A 21,241-nucleotide genomic window follows, 5' to 3' on the forward strand; every position below is an offset into this window, starting at 1 on the left:
TCGCGCGCCAGCGCGGATCCGCGGCGCCCTCAGCGAGCCGCCGCCGCCGACGGCGGCGCGTTCAGCTGGGCCAGGGCCCGCGTGGCCAGCTCGGCATGGGCGGCTTCCAGCTCAGCCTGCGGCTGGCTGGAGCCGCTCATGAACACGGCCATCAAGAGAGGCGCGCGGTCGGGCGGGAAAAACACCGCGACATCGTTGACCGCGCCGCGCGCACCGGTGCCGGTCTTGTCGGCCGCCGGCCAGTCTTTCGGCGCACCGGCGCGCAGGCGGCGCAAGCCGGTCTCGGAGGCATTCATCCAGACCAGCAGTTGCTGACGCAGCTCGTCCGACAAGACGCTGCCCAGGATGCGGTCCAGCAGGCCGACAAAGGCCTCGGGCGTGCTGCTGTCGCGCGGGTCACCGGGCTCGTTGCTGTTGAGTGCGGGTTCGATGCGGTCCAGCCGGGTGACCACATCGCCCTGCTCGCGCGCAAAACGGGTCAGGCCCGGCGGGCCGCCGACCAGGGGCAGCAGCAAATTCGCCGCCGGGTTGTCGCTGTGCACCAGGATGGCCTCGCAGAGCGCGGCCACCGTCAGCGAGGCCGATTGCGAGCCACCCTCCAGCAAGGCGCCTGTCACCGGTGCATGCGGCACCAGATCGCGCGGGCCGTAACGCAGGCGTTGATCAGGCCGCAGCTGTCCGGCATCGATGCGTGCCAGCACCGCGGCCGCCAGCAGCAGCTTGAAGGTCGAGCACATGGCAAAGCGCTGATCGGCCCGGTAGGCCAGGCGCGCCTGGCTGCCGGTGTCGAGCGCGAAAACGCCGATCTGGCCACCGAGCCGGGCCTCGAGGGCCTGACAGGCTGCATTAAAGTCCAGCGGCTGCAAGGCCGGCGCCGCGCGCAGCCCCGCAGGCAGGCCCAGCAGCAACGAGCCACCGGCCAGGCCGCACTTCAGAAACGAGCGGCGCATCAGGGCGCCAGCACGCGCATGACCTTCTGGAAGGCCTCGACCGGCTTGCCCTTGCGGGCGCGCTTGCCGGCATAACTGGCCAGGCCCACGCCCTTGAGAGTTTCCTCCTTGGGCTTGGCGCCGCGGCCGGTGCCGATCACTTGCAGGCTTTGCGTGAAAGCGGCCACGCTGAGCAGCGCATCCTTGTCCTCCAGATCCACCAGGGTCAGGCCGCGGCCGCCCTTGGGTTGGTGCTTGAGCTCGTCCAGGCCGTAGGTCAGCAGGCGGCCGTTCAGGCTCAGGCAGGCCAGTTGCACGCCCAGCACCTCACCGGCCGGCACCACGGCTGGCGGCAGCGGCTGCTCTGTGCCCTCCAGGCTGAGGAAGGTCTTGCCCGCTTTTTGCCGGCCGACCAGATCGCCCACCTGGGCGATCAGACCAAAGCCGCCGGTGCCGGCCAGCACCAGACGCTGCTGGGCATTGCCGGCGAAGTAATGCGCAATCTGGCTGCCACTTTCCAGCTCGATCAGGGTGGTGATGGGCTGGCCATCACCGCGACCACCCGGCAGCATGGCCACCGGCACCGAGTAGACCCGGCCGTTATTGCCAAAGACGATCAGCGGGTCCACGCTGCGGCAGGGGAAGGTGCCGTAAAGCTGGTCGCCAGACTTGAAGGCCAGGGCTGCAGGCTCGACCTCATGGCCCTTGAGTGCACGCACCCAGCCCTTCATGCTGACCACCACGGTGACCGGCTCGTCCACCACCTTGACTTCAGCGGTGGCGCGCTTTTCTTCCTGGATCAGGGTGCGGCGCTCGTCGCCGTACTGCTTGGCGTCGGCCTCGATTTCCTTGACCACGGTGCGCTTGAGCACGCTCGGGTTGGCCAGGATGTCGGCCAGCTTGGCCTCGTCCTCGCGCAGGCTCTTGAGCTCCTGCTCGATCTTGATCGCCTCCAGGCGCGCCAGCTGGCGCAGGCGGATCTCCAGAATGTCCTCGGCCTGGCGCTCGGACAGGCGGAAGCGCTCGATCAGGGCCGGCTTGGGCTCATCGGCGTTGCGGATGATGCGGATCACCTCGTCGATGTTCAGCAGCACCAGCTGCCGGCCTTCCAGCACATGGATGCGGTCGCGCACCTTGTCCAGGCGGAACTGGGTGCGGCGCTGCACCGTGGTCTGGCGGAAGCCCAGCCACTCGCTGAGGATCTGGCGCAGGCCTTTTTGCGTCGGGCGGCCGTCAGCGCCGACCATGGTCAGGTTCAGCGGGGCCGAGGTCTCCAGGCTGGTGTGGGCCAGCAAGGTCGTGATCAGGTCTTGCTGCTCGACCGTGCGGCTCTTGGGCTCGAAGACCAGGCGCACAGCGGCGTCTTTGCTCGATTCATCGCGCACGCCGTCCAGCACTGCCAGCAGGCTGGCCTTGAGCTGCAGCTGTTCCTGGCTGAGTGTCTTCTTGCCGGCCTTGACCTTGGGGTTGGACAGCTCCTCGATCTCTTCCAGCACGCGCTGGGCGCTGGTGCCGTGCGGCAACTCGGTCACAACCAGCTGCCACTGGCCGCGGGCCAGGTCTTCGATCTTCCAGCGCGCGCGCAGCTTCATGCTGCCGCGGCCGCTGAGGTAGGCCGAGCGGATGTCGTCGGCCGAGCTGATCAGCTGGCCGCCGCCGGGGTAGTCCGGGCCGGGCAGCAGGCTGAAGAGCTCCTCATCGCTGAGGTTCTCGTTCTTCAGCAGGGCCACCGAGGCCGCAGCGACCTCGCGCAGATTGTGGCTGGGCACTTCGGTGGCCATGCCCACGGCAATGCCGCTGGCGCCGTTGAGCAGCACGAAAGGCAGGCGGGCCGGCAGCTGGCGCGGCTCCTGGGTGGAGCCGTCGTAATTGGGCGTGAAGTCCACCGTGCCTTCGTCGATCTCATCGAGCAGCAGGCGGGCGATCGGCGACAGCCGCGCTTCGGTGTAGCGCATGGCGGCGGCGCCGTCGCCGTCGCGGCTGCCGAAATTGCCCTGGCCATCGATCAGCGGATAGCGCAGCGAGAAATCCTGGGCCATACGCACCAGGGCGTCGTAGACCGATTGGTCGCCGTGCGGGTGCAATTTACCCATCACATCGCCGACCACGCGCGCGCCCTTGACCGGCTTGGCGCCGGTGTTGCCGCTGTAGGACAGGCCCATGCGCTCCATGGTGTAGAGGATGCGGCGCTGCACCGGCTTCTGGCCGTCGCAGACATCGGGCAAGGCCCGGCCCTTGACCACGCTCAGCGCATATTCGAGGTACGCACGCTCGGCGTAGTGACCCAGGGTCAGGTTTTCACCGTCGCCCGCGCCGCCGCTGCCGCCGCCGCCCGAGTTCGGCGGCGGGTTGTCAAAAATGGAAGTCTGCTGGCTCATGCGGAATCGTCGTCAGGGTTCGTTCTTGTGAATCTTGAGGTGCTGGGCTTGGGCCGGCATGCTGTGTTGCAGCAAGGCCCAGTACAGCTCCAGCACCAGGTGGACATGGGCCTGGGTTTCGGCGAAAGGCGGCACGCGCCCGCTGTGGCGGCGCACAGCACCCTCGCCTGCATTCCAGGCGGCCAGGGCCGCATCGATGCGGCCAAAGCGTTTGATCAGGTCGGCCAGCATCTTGGCGCCGGTCAGGACATTGGTGCGCGGGTCGAGCAGCTGGTTCTTGCTCAGGCTCAAACGCGGCACCGGCCCGTAGCGCCGCGCGGCATCGGGCATCAGCTGCATCAGGCCAAGTGCACCCCGCTTGGATTCGGCGTCATGCTTGTAGCCCGATTCGACCGCGATCACGGCCTTGAGCAGCTCCATATCGACACCATGCCGGGCCGCGGCCTCGCGCAAATAGGGCTGCACCGCCTTGACCTCGGGCGCGAACTCCAGCCAGGTGAGCAGGCCCTGGCCGCCATCGCTCTTGCCCGGCACCTGGGTCTGCGCCGCCGCCTCGCGCTGCGTCTGGGCACTGCCCAGCACCAGGCTGTAACGGCTGTCGACCTGATGGCCGGCCAGATGCGCCATGCCCTGGCCATCGACATAGCCCCAGAGCTCGGCGCGCGCCGGGGCGGCCAAGGCCATCAGCAAAGCCCCCATGATCCAGAGCGAGCGGCTCAAACGCCCTCCTCGCCCAGGGCCACGCGGGCCTGGTACTCGCGGTCCAGCAAGGACATCACCACCAAGCTGTCATAGCCATCGGCGCCCTCGGTGGTGACGCGCACGCTCTCGCGCAGGCGGCCCTCTTCGACAAAGCCCTCGCTGGCGTAGAGCTTGAGCGCGCGCGTGTTCAGCGCCTTGACGTCCAGCCAGAAGCGGTGCGCCTTGAGCTGGGTGAAGGCCAGGGCCTTGAGCAGGCGCACCGAGCGCCGGCCCAGGCCCGCGCCTTTGGGGCCCAGCACGATGCGCTTGAGCTCGACCGAGCCGTGCGGGTTGCGGCAGCCCTGCAGGATGACAAAACCGGCGCGCGTGGCCTCGGCCCCCGCTTCGATGATGAAGTGGCGCGAATCGGGGAAGCGCAGCGCGCCCTCGTGCTGCACCCGTTCCCAGGGCGTGATGAAGGGGCGGTTGGCGCCGTCCTGCTCGATGGAGACGACATAGTCCAGGTCCGACAACATGGTCGGACGCAGGTGCACGCGCGGCGCCGTGGTGCTCATGGCCGGGGCTCGAATCCTTGCAGCACGGCCACCACGTTGTGACCGATGGCCTCGGTGGCATAGCCGCCTTCCTGCAGGAACAGGGTGCGGGCACCGAAGGCCGCCAGGCGCTGGCCGAGGCGACTGAACTCGGGGCGGTCCAGCTTGAAATGCGAGATCGGGTCGCCGCCGTAGGTGTCCACGCCCAGGGAGACGATCAACAGCTCGGGCGCATAGGCCTGCAGCCGTTCCAACGCCGCCTCCAGCGCCGCGAACCAGGCCTCGTTGCTGGCACCGGCCGGCAGCGGGAAGTTGGCATTGAAGCCCAGGCCGGCACCGGCGCCGGTCTCGTCGGCATGACCGAGGAAGAAAGGGAACTCCGTCTGCGGATCGCCATGCAAGCTGGCGTAAAACACGTCCGCACGCTCGTAGAAAATGGCCTGCGTGCCATTGCCGTGGTGGTAGTCCACATCGAGGATGGCCACACGCTGCAGGCCCGAATCAATCGCAGCCTGGGCCGCCACTGCCGCGTTGTTGACGAAGCAGTAGCCGCCGAAGAAATCCGCCCCGGCATGGTGGCCCGGCGGGCGGGTCAGCACATAAGCGCTGCGCTCGCCGCCCAGCACCTGGTCCAGGCCGGTCAAGCTGGCTTGCGCGCCCCAGTAGGCGGCCTCCCAGCTGCCGGCGGTCAGCGGCGTGCCGCTGTCCATGGAGTAAAGGCCCATGCGAGCGGCAAAGCTGCGCGGCGCGACATCGCTGCGCAATGAACGCACCGGCCAGACGGCAGGGAATGCATCGCCCTCGCCGCCCAAGGCCTGCCACTCAGCCCAGGCGCCCTGCACAAAGCGCAGATAGGCCGGCGCATGGACGCGCTGCAGCGGCGCCAGGCCATGGTCCACCGGCGCCACGATCTCGCCCAGCTGGGCGGCCTGCACGGCCGCCAGCACATAGTCGGCCCGGGCCGGCACCTCGAAGGCCGGCACCAGGCGGCCGCGGAAGAACTCGTGCGTGGCCGCATGCGCCGCATGGCGGGCGTTGTAGACGGTTTTCATGGCTTGGGCGGTCTCGCTGGGTTCAAACGTCCACTTCGACGGAGTCGCCGTGGATTTCCATCAGCTCGCGGCGTGAGGAGGCCTCGCCCTTGCCCATGAGCTTGTTGATGGCCATCTCGGTCTCGCCCAGGTCGAGCGCGCCGTAGGTGACGGGGCTGAGGCGGCGGGTCTCGGGGTTGAGCGTGGTGTCCCAGAGCTGCTCGGCACTCATCTCGCCCAGGCCTTTGAAGCGGCTGATGCTCCAGCTGCCTTCGCGGGCGCCTTCCTTGCGCAGCTTGTCCAGGGTGGCGCTGAGTTCACCCTCATCCAGCGCGTAGATCTTGGCAGCAGGCTTCTTGCCGCGGGCCGGCGCGTCGACGCGGTAGAGCGGCGGGCGCGCCACAAAGATGTGGCCGGTCTCGATCAGCTTGGGGAAGTGGCGGAAGAACAGGGTCAGCAGCAGCACCTGGATGTGCGAGCCGTCCACGTCCGCATCGGACAGGATGCAGATCTTGCCGTAGCGCAGGCCGCTCAGATCCGGCGAGTCGTTCTTGCCATGCGGGTCCACACCCAGGGCCACCGAGATGTCGTGGATCTCGTTGTTGGCGAACAGGCGGTCGCGCTCGACCTCCCAGGTGTTCAAGACCTTGCCGCGCAAGGGCAGCACGGCTTGGGTTTCCTTGTTGCGGCCCATCTTGGCGCTGCCGCCGGCCGAATCACCCTCGACCAGAAAGACTTCGTTGTGCAGCAGATCGCGGCTTTCGCAGTCGGTCAGCTTGCCCGGCAGCACGGCCACGCCCGAGCCCTTGCGTTTCTCGACTTTTTGCGAGGCGCGCTGGCGGGTTTGGGCCTGCTTGATGACCAGCTCGGCCAGCTTCTTGCCGAACTCCACATGCTGATTCAGCCACAGCTCCAGGCCCGGCTTCACATAGGTGGACACCAGGCGCAGCGCATCGCGGCTGTTCAGGCGCTCCTTGGTCTGGCCCTGGAACTGCGGGTCCAGCACCTTGGCCGAGAGCACGAAGGAGGCACGCGAGAACACATCGTCCGGCATCAGCTTGACGCCCTTGGGCAACAGGCTGTGCAGCTCGATGAAGCTCTTGATGGCGCCGAACAGGCCGTCTTTCAGTCCAGACTCGTGCGTGCCGCCAGCCACCGTGGGGATCAGGTTGACGTAGCTCTCGCGCATGGTCTGACCTTCTTCGGTGAAGGCCACGCACCAGGCCGCGCCCTCGCCTTCGGCGAAGTTCTCGGTCTCGCTGCGGCCGGCGTACTGCTCGCCTTCGAACAGCGGGATCAGCGGATCGGCCGTCAGGGTCTGCTGCAGGTAGTCGCGCAAGCCGCCCTTGTAGGACCAGGTCTGCACATCGCCGGTTTTCTCGTTCGTCAGCGTGACGATGACGCCCGGCATCAGCACGGCCTTGCTGCGCAGCAGGTGGACCAGCTCGTTCTTGGGCAGCTCGGCGCTTTCGAAATACTTCGCATCGGGCCAGACGCGCACGGTCGTGCCCTGCTTGCGGTCGCCGCGCTCGGCCTTGCGGGCCGTGACCGGCTCCACCACATCGCCGTTCTCGAACGCGAGGCTGGCCACTTCGCCGCCGCGCCAGACCGTCACCTCCAGGCGCTTGGCCAGGGCGTTGGTGACGCTGACGCCAACGCCGTGCAGGCCGCCCGAGAAGCTGTAGGCGCCGCCCGAGCCCTTGTCGAACTTGCCGCCGGCATGCAGGCGGGTGAAGACGATCTCGACCACGGGCACGCCCTCTTCGGGGTGCAGGCCGAAGGGGATGCCACGGCCGTCGTCGGCGATGGAGATGGAGCCGTCGCTGTGCTGGATCAGGTCGATGCGCTTGCCGAAACCGGCCAGGGCCTCGTCGGCCGCGTTGTCGATGACCTCCTGGATGGTGTGCAGGGGGTTGTCGGTCCGGGTGTACATGCCCGGGCGCTGCTTGACCGGCTCCAGGCCTTTGAGCACGCGGATCGAGCCCTCGCCATAGCTGCCGGGCGTGGCGGAGGGGGAATTGGGAGTGGAGGAGGAGGAAGCTTTGGTGGCCATGGGGGCGGATTCTAGGGTTTGCCTGGGAGGCGCCCGGCAAAACGGGCTTGAGGTGTGCACTCTCAAACTCGCTACCATGCCCGGCCTATGCCCGCATTTGCCCTCGCCTTGTTCTTCGCATCTCCCCGCCCCCTGCCTCGCCCGGCCGGCGCCGGCGCGGCCGCCCTGGCTCTCGCACTCTTCGCCGCACCCAGCTCGGCCCAGCCGCCCATCGCCGACGAGCTGCGCCCCGGCGCTTCGGTGACCATGGAGCTGAAAAACGCCGAGTGGTTCGACGGCCAGGGCTTCCGCAGCGGCACGCTCTACGTCAAGGACGGCAAATTCACCAGCCAGAAGATCAAAAAAGCCCAGCGGCGCATGAACCTCAAGGGTCAGTTCCTGATCCCGCCCCTGGCCGACGCCCACAACCACAACCTGCAAAATGCCTGGGCCTGGGGCCGCTACGGCCAAGGCTATCTGCGCGACGGCGTGTTCTACGCCCTGATGCAATGCGCCGAGCCCAAGGGCGCCGGGGCCGTGCGCCCCCTGGCTGCCGCGGGCGCCCAGGCGGCCGGGCCCGAGCTTGTGTTTGTGACGGCCTGCATCACGTCGTCTGACGGCCAGCCCCTGGCCCAACTGCTGGCCGAAGATCCGAATTCCCCGGGCCCCAAACCCAAGCCCGAGGACCACATCGATAAAACCGTGCTGGTCATGGACAGCCTGGAACAGGTCGAAAAGAAATGGCCCCTGGTGCAGGCGCGCAAGAGTGAGGCCTTGAAGCTCATGCTGAGCCGCTCGGAGAGCCCCGAGCTCCACGCCGACCCCAAGCAGTTCGGCCGCCTGGGCCTGAAGCCCGAACTGCCGGCCGCCATCGCCAAAAAAGCCTTGCAAGACCGCCTGCTGGTGATCGCCCAGGCCGACACCGCCGCCGATTTCAATATCGCCGTGCAGGCCGGCGCACACTGGATCGCCCGTCTGCCGGGCCTCTACTTCTTCGAAGGCACGGGCGCCGAGACCTACCGCATCAGCCCCGAGATGGCCGCCGAGGCCGCCCGCCGCAAGGTGGCCGTCATCACCGCCACCGCGGCCAGCGAGCTGTTCCGCATGTCGCCCGAGCAGCTGACCAAGGTGCGCGCCCAGCAGGCCGACAATCTGCGCACCCTGCAGGCGGCCGGCGTGCCTTTGCTGATCGGCTCGGATCTGTTCCATGGCTCCGTGCTGGGCGAGCTGCGCAACCTGGACCGCCTGGGCGTGATCGGCCGCCCGCAGCTGCTCAAGATGGCCACCATCACCACGCCCCATGTGCTCTTTCCCAAGCGCCGCCTGGGTTGCTTCGAACCGGGCTGCGAAGCCAGCTTCCTGCTGCTGCCCGCCAACCCGATCCAGGATCTGGACGCGCTGAGCAAGATCCAGATGCGGGTGCGTCAAGGGCGGGTGCTGGGCGCCGGCTGACCCCAGGCCCCGCAGGGTGGGCTGCTTTGGTTAAAGTCCACGGATGAACGCCAGCATCACGTCACCGGCCGCGCCGCGACTGTCCATGTTCCAGGTGCTGCTCTGCGGCGCCATGATCGTGACCCTGTCCATGGGCATACGCCACGGCTTCGGCCTGTGGCTGCAACCCATCACCATGGACCGGGGCTGGACGCGCGAGACCTTTGCCTTCGCCCTGGCCATCCAGAACATCGCCTGGGGCATAGCCGGGCCCTTCACCGGCATGCTGGCCGACCGCTTCGGCCCGTTCCGCGTGCTGGCCGTGGGTGGCCTGCTTTACGCCCTGGGTTTGGTGCTGATGGCACTGTCGACTTCGGGTCTGGCCTTCACCGGCAGCGCGGGGCTTTTGATCGGCATTGCCCAATCGGGCACCACCTACGCGGTGATCTACGGCGTGATCGCCCGCAACGTCGCTCCCGACAAGCGCAGCTGGGCCATGGGCGTGGCGGCAGCAGCCGGCAGCTTTGGCCAGTTCCTGATGGTGCCGGTGGAGAACTGGCTGATCTCTCAGGTCGCCTGGCAGGATGCCCTTTTTGCGCTGGGCCGGTGGTTGTCGGTGCCGGTCGAGAACTGGCTCATCGCCGGTGCCGGCTGGCAAAGCGCACTCCTCGTCCTGGCCCTTTCCGCCCTGCTGATCCTGCCCCTGGCCTTCGGCCTGCGTGAGCCGAAGGTCGCCAAGCCGGTGCACAGCCATTCGCAGAGCATCGTTCAGGCCTTGCGCGAAGCCTTCGGCTACCGCAGCTTCCAGCTTTTGATGGCCGGCTACTTCGTCTGTGGCTTCCAAGTCGTGTTCATCGGTGTGCACATGCCCAGCTACTTGAAGGATCAGGGCCTGTCGCCCCAGGTGGCCACTTATGCCCTGGCCCTGATCGGCCTCTTCAATGTGTTTGGCACCTACGGGGCCGGCGTGCTGGGCCAGCGCTATCCCAAGCGCTACCTGCTCACGGCCATCTACGGCCTGCGCTCGGTGGCCATCGTCACCTTCCTGCTCACGCCGCTGACGCCGATGTCGGTCTACCTCTTCTCGGCGGTGATGGGCGTGCTGTGGCTGTCGACCGTGCCGCCGACCAATGCGGTGCTGGCGCAGATCTTCGGCGTGCAGCACATGTCCATGCTCAGCGGTTTCGTGTTCCTGAGCCACCAGGTGGGCAGCTTCCTGGGCGTCTGGCTGGGCGGCAAGCTCTACGACAGCACGGGCAGCTACGACGTGGTCTGGTGGCTGGCCGTGGCCCTGGGCGTGGCCGCAGCCCTGGTGAACCTGCCGGTGCGTGAAGGCCCGATCTTGCGCGGCGAGCCGCGCCCCCAAGCGGCATGAGTCCGGCCCAGCTTTCTGCCAAGATCAAGCCGGCCCTGCGCTGGGCGCTGATCCTGCTGGTGCTGGGCCTGGTGTTTCTGGCCTATTTGCAGCCGGCGCTGATGGTGCAGCTGTCCGAACAGCTCTGGGCCTGCTTCTGAACATGGGGGCTGAGGTGTCGCCCTGGCTGCGCCGCTGGACGCAGGCTCAAATCGCCGGGGCCACGGCCCTGGATCTGGCCTGCGGCTCCGGCCGCCACCTGCACTATCTGGCCGCGCACGGCATGAAGGTCTGCGGCGTCGACCGGGATGCAGCGGCACTCGCCGCCTCTGAAGGCTTGGCAGCGGAGCTGATCTGCGCCGACATCGAGAACGGCCCCTGGCCGCTGAGCGGCCGGCAGTTCGACCTGGTGCTGGTCAGCAACTACCTGTGGCGGCCGCTGTTCCCGCTGATCCGCGCTGCCGTGGCGCCAGGTGGTTGGCTGATCTACGAAACCTTTGCCCTCGGCCAGCACACCATCGGCCGTCCGGCGCGGCCGGATTTTCTGCTTCAGCCCGGTGAACTGATGAGCCTGTGCCAGGGCTTGCGCATCGTCGCCTTTGAAGATGGCTTCGAAAAAGGCCGCGAGGGCGTCAACCCGCGCTATGTCCAGCGCGTTGCCGCTGTTTGCGAAGCGCCGAGCGCCACTGCGGGCACTGTTTTTCAGGCCTATGCACTCGATTGAGTTACCCGGCCCCGAGCGCACACGCGCCGCTGAGTAGAATCCACCGCATCACATAGGACATTCCTCCATGAACCCGATTGTTGGCAGCATCGTTGCGCTCGTGACGCCGATGCAAGAAGACGGCAGCGTTGACTACCCGGCCCTGCGCGGCCTGATCGACTGGCACATCGCCGAAGGCACCGACTGCATCTGCGTCGTCGGCACGACCGGCGAGTCCCCCACGGTCAGCATGGAAGAAAACCGCCAGATCATCCAGGCGGCCGTCGAGCATGCCCGTGGCCGCGTGCCCATCATGGCCGGCACCGGCGCCAACAGCACCTCGGAAGCGATCGAGCTGAGCCGTTTCGCCAAGGAAGTCGGCGCCGACTGCACCCTGTCGGTCGTGCCCTACTACAACAAGCCCTCGCAAGAAGGCATCTACCAGCATTACAAGGCCATCGCGGAGGCCGTCGACATCCCCATGATGTTGTACAACGTGCCCGGCCGCACCGTGGCCGATATGGCCCCCGAAACGACCTTGCGCTGCGCCAGCCTGCCCGGCGTCTTCGGCGTCAAGGAAGCGACCGGCAATATCGAGCGCGCAGCCCAGCTGATCAAGGCCGCCCCCAAAGGTTTCCACATCTACTCGGGCGACGACGGCACCGCCATCGCCCTGATGCTGCTGGGCGGCAGCGGCAATGTCAGCGTGACTGCGAATGTGGCGCCGCGTGCCATGCACGAGCTGTGCAAGGCGGCTCTGACCGGCAATATCGCTGAGGCCCGCCGCATCCACTTCCAGCTGCTGAGCCTGCACAAGCATTTGTTCTGCGAACCCAGCCCCTCGGCCGCCAAGTGGGCGCTGTCGCAGCTGGGCCGAATCAAGAACCAGCTGCGCCTGCCCATCGTGCCGCTGACCGAAGCCGGTCAGGCCCAGGTTGGCGCCGCCATGCGCGAAGCCGGCCTGTTCTGAACCGACGCGGCGCGCGATTTGCCTTGATCACCGTTTCCAGTCTGCTCTAATCCGCACCAGCTTTGCACGCCATCCGCCCCTCGGGGCCGGCTCGCAGGGTTCAACCATCGCTCCCTTGTCCCCCGGAGATGTCTAGCGTGACTCGTTCCTCCTCTTTTGTTTCTTCCTCGGCCACTCCGGTGCGCCTGGCCTGCCTGCTCATGCTGGGTTCGCTGGCCGCCTGCAGCACGACGGACGGCATCTTTTCCTCGGACAAGGTCGATTACCGCGCCAACGCCCGCCAGACTGCCGGCCTGGACGTGCCGCCGGACCTGACTCAGCTGGCCCGTGACAGCCGCAGCGGCAACGCCAGCGGCTCGGTCAGCGCCAATGCCTTGCAGCAAGCCAATGCCGCCCCCAAGGTCAGCACCAGCGGCCTGAGCCCGGCCAACACCGTGGCTCTGAACGCGATCGGTGATCTGCGCCTCGAGCGCAACGCCGACACCCGCTGGCTGCGCAGCTCGCTGACGCCCGAGCAACTCTGGCCCCAGCTGCGCGAGTTCTGGCAACAACGCGGCTTCGAGCTGACCAAGGACGCCGCCGAAGTCGGCGTCATGGAAACCAACTGGAACGAAAACCGCGCCAAGCTGCCGCAGGACATCATCCGCTCCACCATCGGCAAGGTCTTCGACGGCCTGTACTCGACCGGTGAACGCGATATGTTCCGCACCCGCATCGAGCGCACGGCCGACGGCAAAGGCACCGAGATCTTCATCAGCCACCGCGGCATGATCGAGGTCTATACGGGCCCGCAGAAAGACAACACCGCCTGGCAACCTCGCCCCAGCGACCCGCAGCTGGAAGCCGAGTTGCTGTCCCGCCTGATGCTCAAGCTGGGCGCCAAGGAAGAGTTGGCCAAGGCCGCCGTGGCCGATGTGCCGGCTGCCGCCCCGGGCAAGAACGCCGCGCCGACCGCCGTCATCGCCGCCGGTCGCCCGCTGTCGGAAGTGCCGGATGCCATCGCCGTCAACGAGGGCTTCGAGCGCGCCTGGCGCCGCGTGGGCCAGTCGCTGGATCGCCATGGCTTCACCGTGGAAGACCGCGACCGCAAGCTCGGCCTGTTCTTCCTGCGCTATGCCGACCCGAACCAGGCCGGCAAGGAAGAGCCCAACTTCTTCGAACGCCTGTTCAGCGGCGACAAGGCCACCACGGCCACCCGCTACCGCGTGTCGGTCAAGTCGGAAGGCGAGAAGTCGACCGTCACCGTGCTGGACGACAAGGGCCAGCAGCAGACCAACGAGATCGCCAAGCGCATCCTCAATCTGCTGATGGACGATCTGCGCTGATCCGAGCCACCCGGCTCCTCGGCATGAGCGCCGCCGCCCCATCGGGTGGGCGGCGTTTTTTCTGAGCTGAGCTCTTTCAAGCCAAACACGGAGCGATCAAGGCATGCGTTTTTGCAGCCTGGGCAGCGGCAGCGGCGGCAATGCCACGCTGATCGAAGCCAGCCAGGGCATCACCCAGACGCAAATCCTGGTGGACTGCGGCTTCAGCTTGCACGAGCTGAACCGGCGCCTGCTGCGCGCCGGCAGCGCACCCGAGGCCTTGAGCGCCGTCTTCATCACCCACGAGCATGGCGACCATGCCGGCTGCGTGATCAAGCTGGCACAAGCCCACCGCATCCCGATCTGGACCAGCCGCGGCACCTGGAGCGCGATTGAGCGCCGCGCCGCCGATCTGGCCGGCTTTGAGCGCAAGCTGCTGCACTTCACCCGCAGCGGCGACACCCTGGAACTGGGCGACCTGCAGCTGCAGCCCTTTGCCGTGCCACACGATGCCGAGGAGCCGCTGCAATTGCGCTGCAACGACGGTTTGAAGCATCTGGGTGTGCTCACCGACCTCGGCCATGTCTGCGCCTGCGTGATCCACGCGCTGCAAGGCCTGGACGCCCTGCTGCTCGAATGCAACCACGACGAGGCGCTGCTGCGCGCCTCCAACTATCCGGCCAGCCTCAAACGCCGCATCCTCGGCACCCACGGCCACCTCTCCAACGAGGCCAGTGCCGAGTTGCTGAGTGCACTGCTGCACCCAAAGCTCGGCCCGGTCGCCGCCGCCCATCTGAGCGAGCGCAACAACCGCCCCGACCTGGCTGCCGCCGCGGTGGCGGCGGTGCGCGGCTGCCGCCCCGAAGACGTTCCCGTGGCCTCACAAGCCGAGGGCCTGGACTGGATCACAGTCTAGGAGACTGCCTTTTTCCAAAACGACAGACGTAAAAAAACCGCCGAGCCTTGCGGCCGGGCGGTTCTTTCAAGTACTCGGAGACCGATTACTTGCTGGCAGCAGCCGAAGCAGCGTCAGCAGCGGCAGGAGCCGAAGCGTCAGCAGCGGGAGCCGAAGCTTCCATGGCGGGAGCCGAAGCAGGAGCCGAAGCTTCCACAGCGGGAGCGGCCACGGGAGCGGCTTCTTCCTTCTTGCCGCAAGCGGTCAGAGCAACAGCAGCCAGCACAGCAGCCAACAGGATCGACTTGTTCATACTTGTCCTCAAAATTCGTTAAACGAAGATGCAATTACCGGTAATTTTTTGAAGCCACTCAATGTCGCCTTCGCTTTTCAGCGCCGCGGCATCGGAAACTTCGGCATGACAAGGCAAGGAAAACCTCGAGCGCTTTCTTCACCTAGCCCTTAATTATAGCCATTGCTTTTGGCATCTTTTACAGGCCCAGGGTGGTCGATGCAAAGCTTTCGTAAGAATGTTGTGCGATCACGTCAAACCAATCCTTCCATCGCACAAATTCCGAGGCCTCGAAAGACACACTGCCGCGCCAGTTGCGCGTACTCATCAAGCGCAGCGTGATCTGAGTCGTGGGTGAACGGGCCCAGAACAGCGCCGCCGGCCCACCCGGCCCGACCGCCGCCATGGCCTCCGGCTCGAAGGCCCGAGCCTGCACCGCATGGCCATAACGCCCACGCCAAGCGACAAATCGCGGATGGGCACGCCGCACACCGTCGAACTGAGGCGCCAGCAAATGCATGCGGCGGCTGGCGGGTGCAGCCCGAACCCAGTCGCTCAGCAGGTCCAGCAGCCCAGCCTCTGACCAAGGCCAAACGCTGAAATCCGGATCGAAGGCGCCGAGCTCGGTGCAGCCCTGCGCGCAGGCTTGCTCGATTGCGAGCCGCAAGGCCTGCTGAAACTCGGCCCGGCCGGTGAATTCACCGGCTTGCAGCTCTGAAGCGGGCGACGTTGCCAATCAAGCCTCCGCATGGTCACCTGAATTCGCGGCCCGCACCCAGCCATCCTCGGCCCACAGATCCAGCAGCTCGCGCGCATCGGCCGAAAGCTGGCCCAGCTGCTTGGCGCTGAGCTCGCGCTGGTCGGCGAAGGCACGCATCAAGCGGGCATCACGGCCACCGGCGCGGAAGGACTCGCCGTTGATGAAGACATGGGCCGCGTCGTACATCATGCGGCTGCGCCGGTCCAGGCGCGCGCCGGCGCCCGCGGGCAGCGGCTCGCCCGGCTCGAACCAGACGCGCGGCTTGGGCTCGGTCAGCGCCTCGCCCAAGGCACGCTCCAGGGCCAGAGGCTCGCGCAGCGCGCGCTCCACGGCATCGCGGGAGAAATCCAGCAGCTGCCGAGGCACCAGGCCCGGCGCCTCGGTGGCCGGCTGCTTGGGATCGGCGTACATGCGGTTGGCATAACTCTTGGAGTCATCGTCCATCAAGCGCTGCAGCAACTCGCGCGCCAACTCGGCGCGCCAGGGCGTGCGGAAACCCACCGAGCAGGTCATGCACTCGCCGATGGCAATGCCGTCGTGGGCCCAGCCAGGCGGCAGGTAGAGCATGTCACCGGCTTCCAGCACGAACTCTTCTTCCGGCTCAAAGTCGGCCAGCAGCTTGACCGGCACGCCCTCACGCAGCGCGCCAGTGGTCGCCACGCCCTGACGGCCGATGCGCCAGCGACGCTGACCATGAACCTGGATCAGAAAGACATCGTAGGAATCGAAATGAGGGCCGACACCGCCGCCGTCGCTGGCGTAGGAAATCATCAAATCATCAAGACGCGCCTCGGGCACGAAGCGGAATTGGGCCAGCAAGTCATGCGCCGCCTGCACATGCAGATCCAGGCCCTGGACCAGCAGGGTCCAGCCCGGCTTGCTGAAGGGCGGCAGCTTGGCCACCGGGCCTTGCTTGAGCGCCCACTTGCCATTGAACTGCGAGACCAGGCGCGACTCCACATCCTCGCTGGCGGCCAGCGCGGCCAGCTCGCTGCGCGAGGCCGGCGGGCGGATGTCCGGCAGCGCCTGGCGGACCAGCAGCGGCTTCTTCTGCCAGTGGCGACGCATGAATTGTTCGGGGCTGAGGCCGCCCAGCAGCGGAAGTTTGGCTTGGATGTTCATGCCGACATTGTCGCCTGTGGCCGGCGCGCCCCGTCCCGGGAATGGGACGAACCCCTCGCCCAGGGTCCCGATTTCGCAAAGCCTGGAGCTGGATCCATCCGGCTGCGCGCGCGGCCAAACCCCATGAACAGGGCTCTCGCGCATAAAACGGGTGAGGAAGGCCAGTTGGCACGGCTCCTGCAATCACTCGGTGCATGGACTTGCAAAGAACCCTCACCCCCGCCCAGCGATGGCGGCGCCGCGCCAGCCGGCCGGCCTTTCTGGGCCTGGCCCTGCTGGTGCTGCTGGGCCTGGCCGGCGGCCTGCTGGCCCTGCGCCTGCGCGCCGCGCCGATCGAGCTGACGGTCTCGGCCCGCGGCCTGCAGTTCGCCGCGGTCGAGCGCGGCCCCCTGGCCCTGGATGTGCGCGGCAGCGGCGTGCTGGTGTCCAGCGATCCGCGCTGGATCACCGCACAGAGCGAGGCGCGTGTCGAGCGCCTGCAGGCGCAGGCCGGCAACAGCTTGCGCCAGGGCGAGCTGCTGCTGCTGCTCAGCAACCCGCAGCTGCAGCAGCGCGCCCAGGAAAGCCGCTGGCAGCTGGAGCAGGCCGAGGCCGAGCTCAAGGCCTTGCAGGCCAGCCTGGACAGCCAGGTCATGAACGCCCAAGCGGCGGTGCAGCGTGCCGAGTTCGGCACCCGCAGTGCCGAGCTGCAATGGCAGGCGGATCAAGAGCTGCTCAAGGACGGCATGGTCTCCAAGCTGGCATTCCAGCGCAGCCGCTTCAGCGTCGAACAAGCCGGCCAGACCCTGCAGCTGGAGCGCGAACTGCTGCAGCAGCAGCGCGCGGCCATGCAGGCCCAGCTGGAGGCCAAGCGCGCGGCGCTGGCGCGCCTGCACAAGGCCTGGCAGCGCGATCTGGAGCTGGTCGAGGCCCTGCAGGTGCGTGCGCCCGCAGACGGCGTGGTGCAGGAGCTGACACTGCAAGCCGGCCAGAGCGTGGTGGCCGGTGCTTTGCTGGCCAAGTTGGCCCGGGCCGACGCCCTGTACGCAGAAATTCAGGTGCAGGAAGCCCAGGCGCGCGACATCGCCGTGGGCCAGAGCGCCCAGATCGATCTGCGCAGCGGCGGGCGCGAGGGCCTGCTGCGCGCCGTGGTCAGCCGGGTGGCGCCCAAGGTCAGCAACAGCCTGCTCAAGGTGGACCTGCGCCTGCTCGATCCACTGCCGCGCGGCGCCCGCCCCGACCTCAGCATCGACGGCAGCATCGCCCTGAGCCGCCTCAGCGACGCCGTGCAGGTGCAGCGCCCCGTGTTCAGCCAGGCCATGAGCCAGGCCCAGGTCTACCGCCTGATCGGGGAAGACCTGGCCGAGCGGGTGCATGTGCAGTACGGCCCGGCCTCGGTCGGCCGCATCGTCATCCAGAGCGGCCTGCAGCCCGGCGACCGCATCGTCGTCTCCGACACCAGCAGCTGGCGCCTGAGCGAGCGCGTGCGCCTGCGCTGAAGCGCCGTCTATTTTTTCAGCCCTATATTCAACGCCACGAGGCAGAGAGGAACCAACCCATGAGCACGAACCGCTCCCCGCACGCCGCCGCCGAGGCGTCACCCTTGATCCGCCTGCAGGGCATTCAGAAGAGCTTTCTCAGTGACGAGCTGGAAACCCGCGCCCTCGACGAGGTCAGCCTGGTGGTGCGCAGCGGCGAGTTCCTGGCCGTCAGCGGGCCCTCGGGCTGCGGCAAGTCCAGCCTGCTGTCCATCCTGGGCCTGCTCGACAGCCCCAGCAGCGGCAGCTACGAGCTGAACGGCCAGCGGGTCGATCAGCTGGACCCGCGCGCCCGCGCCCTGCTGCGCAACCGCCAGATTGGTTTTGTCTTTCAGGCCTTCAATCTGATCGGCGACTTGAGCGTGGAGGACAACGTCGCCCTGCCGCTGAGCTACCGCAGCGAGATGAGCCGTGCCGAACGCCGCGCCCAGGTCGCCGAGGCCCTGGCCCAGGTGGACATGGCCCACCGCGCCCGCCACCACCCGGCCCAGCTCTCCGGCGGCCAGCAGCAGCGCGTGGCCATCGCCCGCGCTCTGGTCGGCCAGCCCCGCCTGATCCTGGCGGACGAGCCCACCGGCAACCTCGACTCGCGCAATGCCGAGCTGGTGATGGCGCTGCTGCAGAAGGTGCACGCCGGCGGCGCCACGCTGTGCATGGTCACCCACGACCCGCGCTACGCCGCCCTGGCCCAGCGCACCGTGGCCTTGTTCGACGGCCGCGTGGTGGCCGACCTGCCCACCGCGGCCCTGCACTCCGGCCAGGCGCGAGCGGCAGGCGGCCAGCCCGCCCTGGCGGAGGCCCTGTGATGCGGGACGATCTTCACCACAGCGTGCAAGCCCTGCTGCGCCATCCCGGCCATGCCTTGCTGAGCCTGCTGACCCTGAGCTGCGGCCTGGGCTTCGCGATCTTTGCCGCCGGCATCTATTTCAGTTTCACGGCCGGAGACCTGCCCTTCCCCGAACCCGAGCGTCTGGTCGCCGTGGAGGCCAGCCGCGACGGCGAGCGCAGCCAGGCCAAGAGCGTGCATTACCTCGACCTGCTCGAGTACCAGCGCCAGACGCCCAGCCTGGAGGCCTTGCTGCCCCTGCAGACCGACACCGTCACCCTCGGTGGCCAGCGCCAGTACCCGGCCAATTTCGCGGCCGCGCGCGTGTCGGCCGGTATCTGGCCCTGGCTCGGCGAAGCCGCCCGGCCCGAGCTCGGCCGCGGCCTGCTGCCCGGCGACAGTGAGCCCGGCGCTGCGCCAGTGGCCGTGATCGGCGCCGATCTCTGGCGACGCTTTCTCGGCGCCGACCCAGCCATCGTCGGCAGCCGGCTCAAGATCAACGGCGTGGACACGGAGATCGTCGGCGTGCTGCCCGGCCGCCTGCGCTTCCCCATGACCCAGGAGCTCTGGCTGCCCTTCCAGCCCCCGGCCGGCACGCTCAGCCGCGGCGAGGGCTACTCCATGGGCACGCCCCAGCATGTGATGGCCCTGGGCCGGCTGCGCCCAGGCGCCAGCCGCGAGCAGGCCGGCGCCGAGCTGCAGCAGGTGGCCCAGAACCTGGCGGCACAGTTCCCCGCCAACAACCGCCGCGTCGGCGCCCTGGCCCTGCCCTATGCCGCCTGGGGCCTGCCCGATGTCGACATGATCTTGCTGGGCCTGGCCGGCGCCGCCGCGCTGCTGCTGGCCCTGGTCTGCATCAACACCGCCAATCTGCTGCTGGCGCGCGCCAACGAGCGGCGGCAGGAACTGGCCGTGCGCGCCGCCCTGGGTGCGCCACGCGGCCGCCTGGTGATGCAGATGCTGACCGAGACCTGGCTGCTCTGCTTGGCCGCCGCCGGCCTGGGCCTGTTCTTCAGCGCCTGGGCCCTGGAGGCCACCCAGCAGGCCGTGATGGCCACGGCCGACGGCCGACTGCCCTTCTGGATCCACTTCACCATGCGGCCGCAAGCCGTACTGGTCGGCTTGGGCGTGAGCCTGCTGACGGCCCTGGCCACCGGCCTGCTGCCAGCCTGGCGCGCCTCGGCCGTGGACCTGAACAGCGTGCTGCGTGACGGCCGCGGCAGCCAGGGCCGCGCCAGCAGCCGCTTTGCCCGCGGCCTGGTCTGGGTGCAGATCGCCCTGTCCAGCCTGCTGCTGCTGGCCTCCGGCCTGCAGACCTACACGGTGCACCAGCGCCTGAACGCCGGCACCGGCGCCCGCATGGAAGGCGTGCTGACCGCCCGCCTGACCCTGCGCACGGCCGAATACCAGGGCAGTGGCGAGGCGGTGCAAGCGGCACGTGCCGCCCTGTGGAACCGCCTGCAAGCCCGCTTGGACGAAGCCGCTGCCAGCGCCCAGGCCCGTGTGGCGCTGTCCACCAGCCTGCCTGGCGGCGGCATGATCGACACGGACGAAATCCTGCCCGAAGGCATGACGGTGCAGGACGGCCAGTACCCGGAGGGGGGCAACTACCGCATCAATGCGGGCTTCTTCGATGCCATGGAAGTGAAACTGCTGGCCGGGCGCGAATTCGGCCCGCAGGACCGGGCCGACAGCCTCAAGGTCGCGGTGATCAACCAGAACTTTGCCCAGCAACATTGGCCTGGCCAGGACCCGCTGGGCAAGCGCTTTGCCATCGTCGAGGGCCAGACCCAGAAGCGCATCGGTCCCTGGATCACCGTGGTCGGCGTGATCCCGCATGTGCTGCAGGGCATCGGCCGTGAGCGCGGCCTGCGCGCGGCCAATTTCTACCTGCCGATCAGCCAGGCGACGCCCGGCGCGCCTGCAGACATGGGCATCGCCCTGGTCGGCGTGCCGGACCACGCCGCCAGCCGCGAGCTGCTGGCCCGTGCCGTGGCCCAGGCCGACCCGGCCCTTGCGCTAGAGCAGGTGTTCAGCGCCGAGGAACGCCAGCGCATCGCCCATGGCGGCGAGGACGTGGCGGCCGCGATGTACCTGATCCTCGGCCTGCTGACCCTGGGCCTGGCCAGCAGCGGCATCTACGGCGTGACCAGCCGCGCGGTGCAGCTGCGCGGCCAGGAGATCGGCGTGCGCCGGGCCGTGGGCGCCAGCGACGGACAGCTGATGCGCATGCTGCTGGGCCAGGCCCTGAGTCTGCTGGCCCTGGCCCTGCCCCTGGGCCTGACCGGCGGCGCCCTGGCCCTGAGCGGCGGGCTGGGCAGCAGCCTGCCGCTGGGACTGGGCGTGCTGCTCGTGGGCACGCTGATCTCGAGCCTGGTGCTGTTCTCGACCTGGCTGCCGGCGCGCCGGGCCTTGCGACAATCGCCCACCGCCGCCCTGAACAGCCCATGAGCCTGGGCGAG

General features: G+C 68.0%; 19 protein-coding genes. 10 read left to right on the forward strand and 9 right to left on the reverse strand.

Translation table 11 applies throughout. The annotated features are described in order from the left end of the window. Nucleotides 1–29: 29 nt before the first annotated feature. The 6 genes from bla to OOB33_RS18240 are packed head-to-tail and all read right to left on the reverse strand — an operon-like array spanning nt 30 to nt 7,626. Nucleotides 30–950 (reverse strand): class A beta-lactamase, encoded by a 921-nt coding sequence (gene bla / locus OOB33_RS18215; protein ID WP_271009697.1) that lies wholly within the window; start codon nt 948–950, stop codon nt 30–32. Beyond that, nucleotides 950–3,307 carry a DNA topoisomerase IV subunit A gene (gene parC / locus OOB33_RS18220; protein ID WP_271009698.1) on the reverse strand — a complete coding sequence of 786 codons (2,358 nt, stop codon included), beginning with the start codon at nt 3,305–3,307 and terminating at the stop codon, nt 950–952. The genes bla and parC overlap by 1 nt, the downstream gene beginning before the upstream one ends. Before the next feature lie 12 nt (nt 3,308–3,319). Beyond that, nucleotides 3,320–4,027, reverse strand: coding sequence for a lytic transglycosylase domain-containing protein (locus OOB33_RS18225; RefSeq protein ID WP_243392716.1), 708 nt, complete (start codon nt 4,025–4,027; stop codon nt 3,320–3,322). Continuing rightward, complete coding sequence (locus tag OOB33_RS18230; RefSeq protein WP_102766998.1) at nt 4,024–4,563, reverse strand: GNAT family N-acetyltransferase; 540 nt, start codon at nt 4,561–4,563, stop codon at nt 4,024–4,026. Before OOB33_RS18230 ends, OOB33_RS18225 begins: the two co-directional genes overlap by 4 nt. Continuing rightward, nucleotides 4,560–5,594, reverse strand: coding sequence for a histone deacetylase family protein (locus OOB33_RS18235; protein ID WP_271009699.1), 1,035 nt, complete (start codon nt 5,592–5,594; stop codon nt 4,560–4,562). The genes OOB33_RS18230 and OOB33_RS18235 overlap by 4 nt, the downstream gene beginning before the upstream one ends. 22 nt (nt 5,595–5,616) lie before the next feature. Continuing rightward, nucleotides 5,617–7,626 carry a DNA topoisomerase IV subunit B gene (locus OOB33_RS18240; RefSeq protein ID WP_271009700.1) on the reverse strand — a complete coding sequence of 670 codons (2,010 nt, stop codon included), beginning with the start codon at nt 7,624–7,626 and terminating at the stop codon, nt 5,617–5,619. An 87-nt stretch (nt 7,627–7,713) separates the two neighbouring features. Here OOB33_RS18240 and OOB33_RS18245 point away from each other — a divergent pair, with 87 nt between their 5' ends. The 7 genes from OOB33_RS18245 to OOB33_RS18275 all read left to right on the forward strand — a co-directional run bounded on the left by OOB33_RS18245 (nt 7,714) and on the right by OOB33_RS18275 (nt 14,283). Further along, nucleotides 7,714–9,057, forward strand: coding sequence for an amidohydrolase family protein (locus tag OOB33_RS18245; RefSeq protein ID WP_102767001.1), 1,344 nt, complete (start codon nt 7,714–7,716; stop codon nt 9,055–9,057). Nucleotides 9,058–9,100: 43 nt separating this feature from the next. Next, complete coding sequence (locus OOB33_RS18250; RefSeq protein WP_271009701.1) at nt 9,101–10,411, forward strand: MFS transporter; 1,311 nt, start codon at nt 9,101–9,103, stop codon at nt 10,409–10,411. After that, nucleotides 10,408–10,551, forward strand: a complete 144-nt coding sequence (locus tag OOB33_RS18255; RefSeq protein WP_271009702.1) for a hypothetical protein — start codon at nt 10,408–10,410, stop codon at nt 10,549–10,551. Before OOB33_RS18250 ends, OOB33_RS18255 begins: the two co-directional genes overlap by 4 nt. Before the next feature lie 2 nt (nt 10,552–10,553). After that, on the forward strand, nt 10,554–11,114 hold the full coding sequence (locus OOB33_RS18260; RefSeq protein WP_271009703.1) for a class I SAM-dependent methyltransferase: 561 nt from the start codon (nt 10,554–10,556) through the stop codon (nt 11,112–11,114). A gap of 67 nt (nt 11,115–11,181) precedes the next feature. Beyond that, nucleotides 11,182–12,063 (forward strand): 4-hydroxy-tetrahydrodipicolinate synthase, encoded by an 882-nt coding sequence (gene dapA / locus OOB33_RS18265; protein ID WP_271009704.1) that lies wholly within the window; start codon nt 11,182–11,184, stop codon nt 12,061–12,063. A 137-nt stretch (nt 12,064–12,200) separates the two neighbouring features. Next, the gene (gene bamC, locus OOB33_RS18270) at nt 12,201–13,388 is read left to right on the forward strand and encodes an outer membrane protein assembly factor BamC (RefSeq protein WP_243392718.1); all 1,188 of its coding nucleotides are present in this window, start codon (nt 12,201–12,203) and stop codon (nt 13,386–13,388) included. A 103-nt stretch (nt 13,389–13,491) separates the two neighbouring features. After that, nucleotides 13,492–14,283, forward strand: coding sequence for an MBL fold metallo-hydrolase (locus tag OOB33_RS18275; RefSeq protein WP_271009705.1), 792 nt, complete (start codon nt 13,492–13,494; stop codon nt 14,281–14,283). 85 nt (nt 14,284–14,368) lie between these two features. On the opposite strand, the gene OOB33_RS24605 is transcribed toward OOB33_RS18275, so the two are convergent. The 3 genes from OOB33_RS24605 to OOB33_RS18285 form a co-directional block, all read right to left on the reverse strand. Then, the gene (locus tag OOB33_RS24605; RefSeq protein WP_102767006.1) at nt 14,369–14,575 is read right to left on the reverse strand and encodes a hypothetical protein; all 207 of its coding nucleotides are present in this window, start codon (nt 14,573–14,575) and stop codon (nt 14,369–14,371) included. A 178-nt stretch (nt 14,576–14,753) separates the two neighbouring features. Then, the gene (locus tag OOB33_RS18280; RefSeq protein WP_271009706.1) at nt 14,754–15,290 is read right to left on the reverse strand and encodes a hypothetical protein; all 537 of its coding nucleotides are present in this window, start codon (nt 15,288–15,290) and stop codon (nt 14,754–14,756) included. Further along, nucleotides 15,291–16,436, reverse strand: coding sequence for a JmjC domain-containing protein (locus OOB33_RS18285; protein WP_271009707.1), 1,146 nt, complete (start codon nt 16,434–16,436; stop codon nt 15,291–15,293). A gap of 194 nt (nt 16,437–16,630) precedes the next feature. Between OOB33_RS18285 and OOB33_RS18290 the strand changes: the two genes are divergently transcribed. From OOB33_RS18290 to OOB33_RS18300, 3 genes are read left to right on the forward strand one after another with little or no spacing between them, the layout of a single operon-like run. Further along, entirely contained in the window at nt 16,631–17,914 is a 1,284-nt protein-coding gene (locus OOB33_RS18290; protein WP_271009708.1) for an efflux RND transporter periplasmic adaptor subunit, read from the forward strand. Nucleotides 17,915–17,973: 59 nt separating this feature from the next. Next, nucleotides 17,974–18,759 carry an ABC transporter ATP-binding protein gene (locus OOB33_RS18295; RefSeq protein ID WP_271009709.1) on the forward strand — a complete coding sequence of 262 codons (786 nt, stop codon included), beginning with the start codon at nt 17,974–17,976 and terminating at the stop codon, nt 18,757–18,759. Beyond that, complete coding sequence (locus tag OOB33_RS18300) at nt 18,759–21,230, forward strand: ABC transporter permease (protein ID WP_271009710.1); 2,472 nt, start codon at nt 18,759–18,761, stop codon at nt 21,228–21,230. Before OOB33_RS18295 ends, OOB33_RS18300 begins: the two co-directional genes overlap by 1 nt. Nucleotides 21,231–21,241: the final 11 nt, after the last annotated feature.

The organism is Paucibacter sp. B51 (assembly GCF_027863535.1).
GTDB lineage: Bacteria > Pseudomonadota > Gammaproteobacteria > Burkholderiales > Burkholderiaceae_C > Paucibacter_A > Paucibacter_A aquatilis.

Coding starts and splice junctions, on each gene's coding strand:
- OOB33_RS18250 (WP_271009701.1), top strand. CDS start 9,101: ATGAACGCCAGCATCACGTCACCGGCCGCGCCGCGACTGTCCATGTTC.
- OOB33_RS18285 (WP_271009707.1), bottom strand. CDS start 16,436: ATGAACATCCAAGCCAAACTTCCGCTGCTGGGCGGCCTCAGCCCCGAA.
- OOB33_RS18260 (WP_271009703.1), top strand. CDS start 10,554: ATGGGGGCTGAGGTGTCGCCCTGGCTGCGCCGCTGGACGCAGGCTCAA.
- parC (WP_271009698.1), bottom strand. CDS start 3,307: ATGAGCCAGCAGACTTCCATTTTTGACAACCCGCCGCCGAACTCGGGC.
- bla (WP_271009697.1), bottom strand. CDS start 950: ATGCGCCGCTCGTTTCTGAAGTGCGGCCTGGCCGGTGGCTCGTTGCTG.
- OOB33_RS24605 (WP_102767006.1), bottom strand. CDS start 14,575: ATGAACAAGTCGATCCTGTTGGCTGCTGTGCTGGCTGCTGTTGCTCTG.
- OOB33_RS18275 (WP_271009705.1), top strand. CDS start 13,492: ATGCGTTTTTGCAGCCTGGGCAGCGGCAGCGGCGGCAATGCCACGCTG.
- OOB33_RS18240 (WP_271009700.1), bottom strand. CDS start 7,626: ATGGCCACCAAAGCTTCCTCCTCCTCCACTCCCAATTCCCCCTCCGCC.
- dapA (WP_271009704.1), top strand. CDS start 11,182: ATGAACCCGATTGTTGGCAGCATCGTTGCGCTCGTGACGCCGATGCAA.
- OOB33_RS18290 (WP_271009708.1), top strand. CDS start 16,631: ATGGACTTGCAAAGAACCCTCACCCCCGCCCAGCGATGGCGGCGCCGC.
- OOB33_RS18255 (WP_271009702.1), top strand. CDS start 10,408: ATGAGTCCGGCCCAGCTTTCTGCCAAGATCAAGCCGGCCCTGCGCTGG.
- OOB33_RS18235 (WP_271009699.1), bottom strand. CDS start 5,594: ATGAAAACCGTCTACAACGCCCGCCATGCGGCGCATGCGGCCACGCAC.
- OOB33_RS18300 (WP_271009710.1), top strand. CDS start 18,759: ATGCGGGACGATCTTCACCACAGCGTGCAAGCCCTGCTGCGCCATCCC.
- OOB33_RS18230 (WP_102766998.1), bottom strand. CDS start 4,563: ATGAGCACCACGGCGCCGCGCGTGCACCTGCGTCCGACCATGTTGTCG.
- OOB33_RS18295 (WP_271009709.1), top strand. CDS start 17,974: ATGAGCACGAACCGCTCCCCGCACGCCGCCGCCGAGGCGTCACCCTTG.
- OOB33_RS18245 (WP_102767001.1), top strand. CDS start 7,714: ATGCCCGCATTTGCCCTCGCCTTGTTCTTCGCATCTCCCCGCCCCCTG.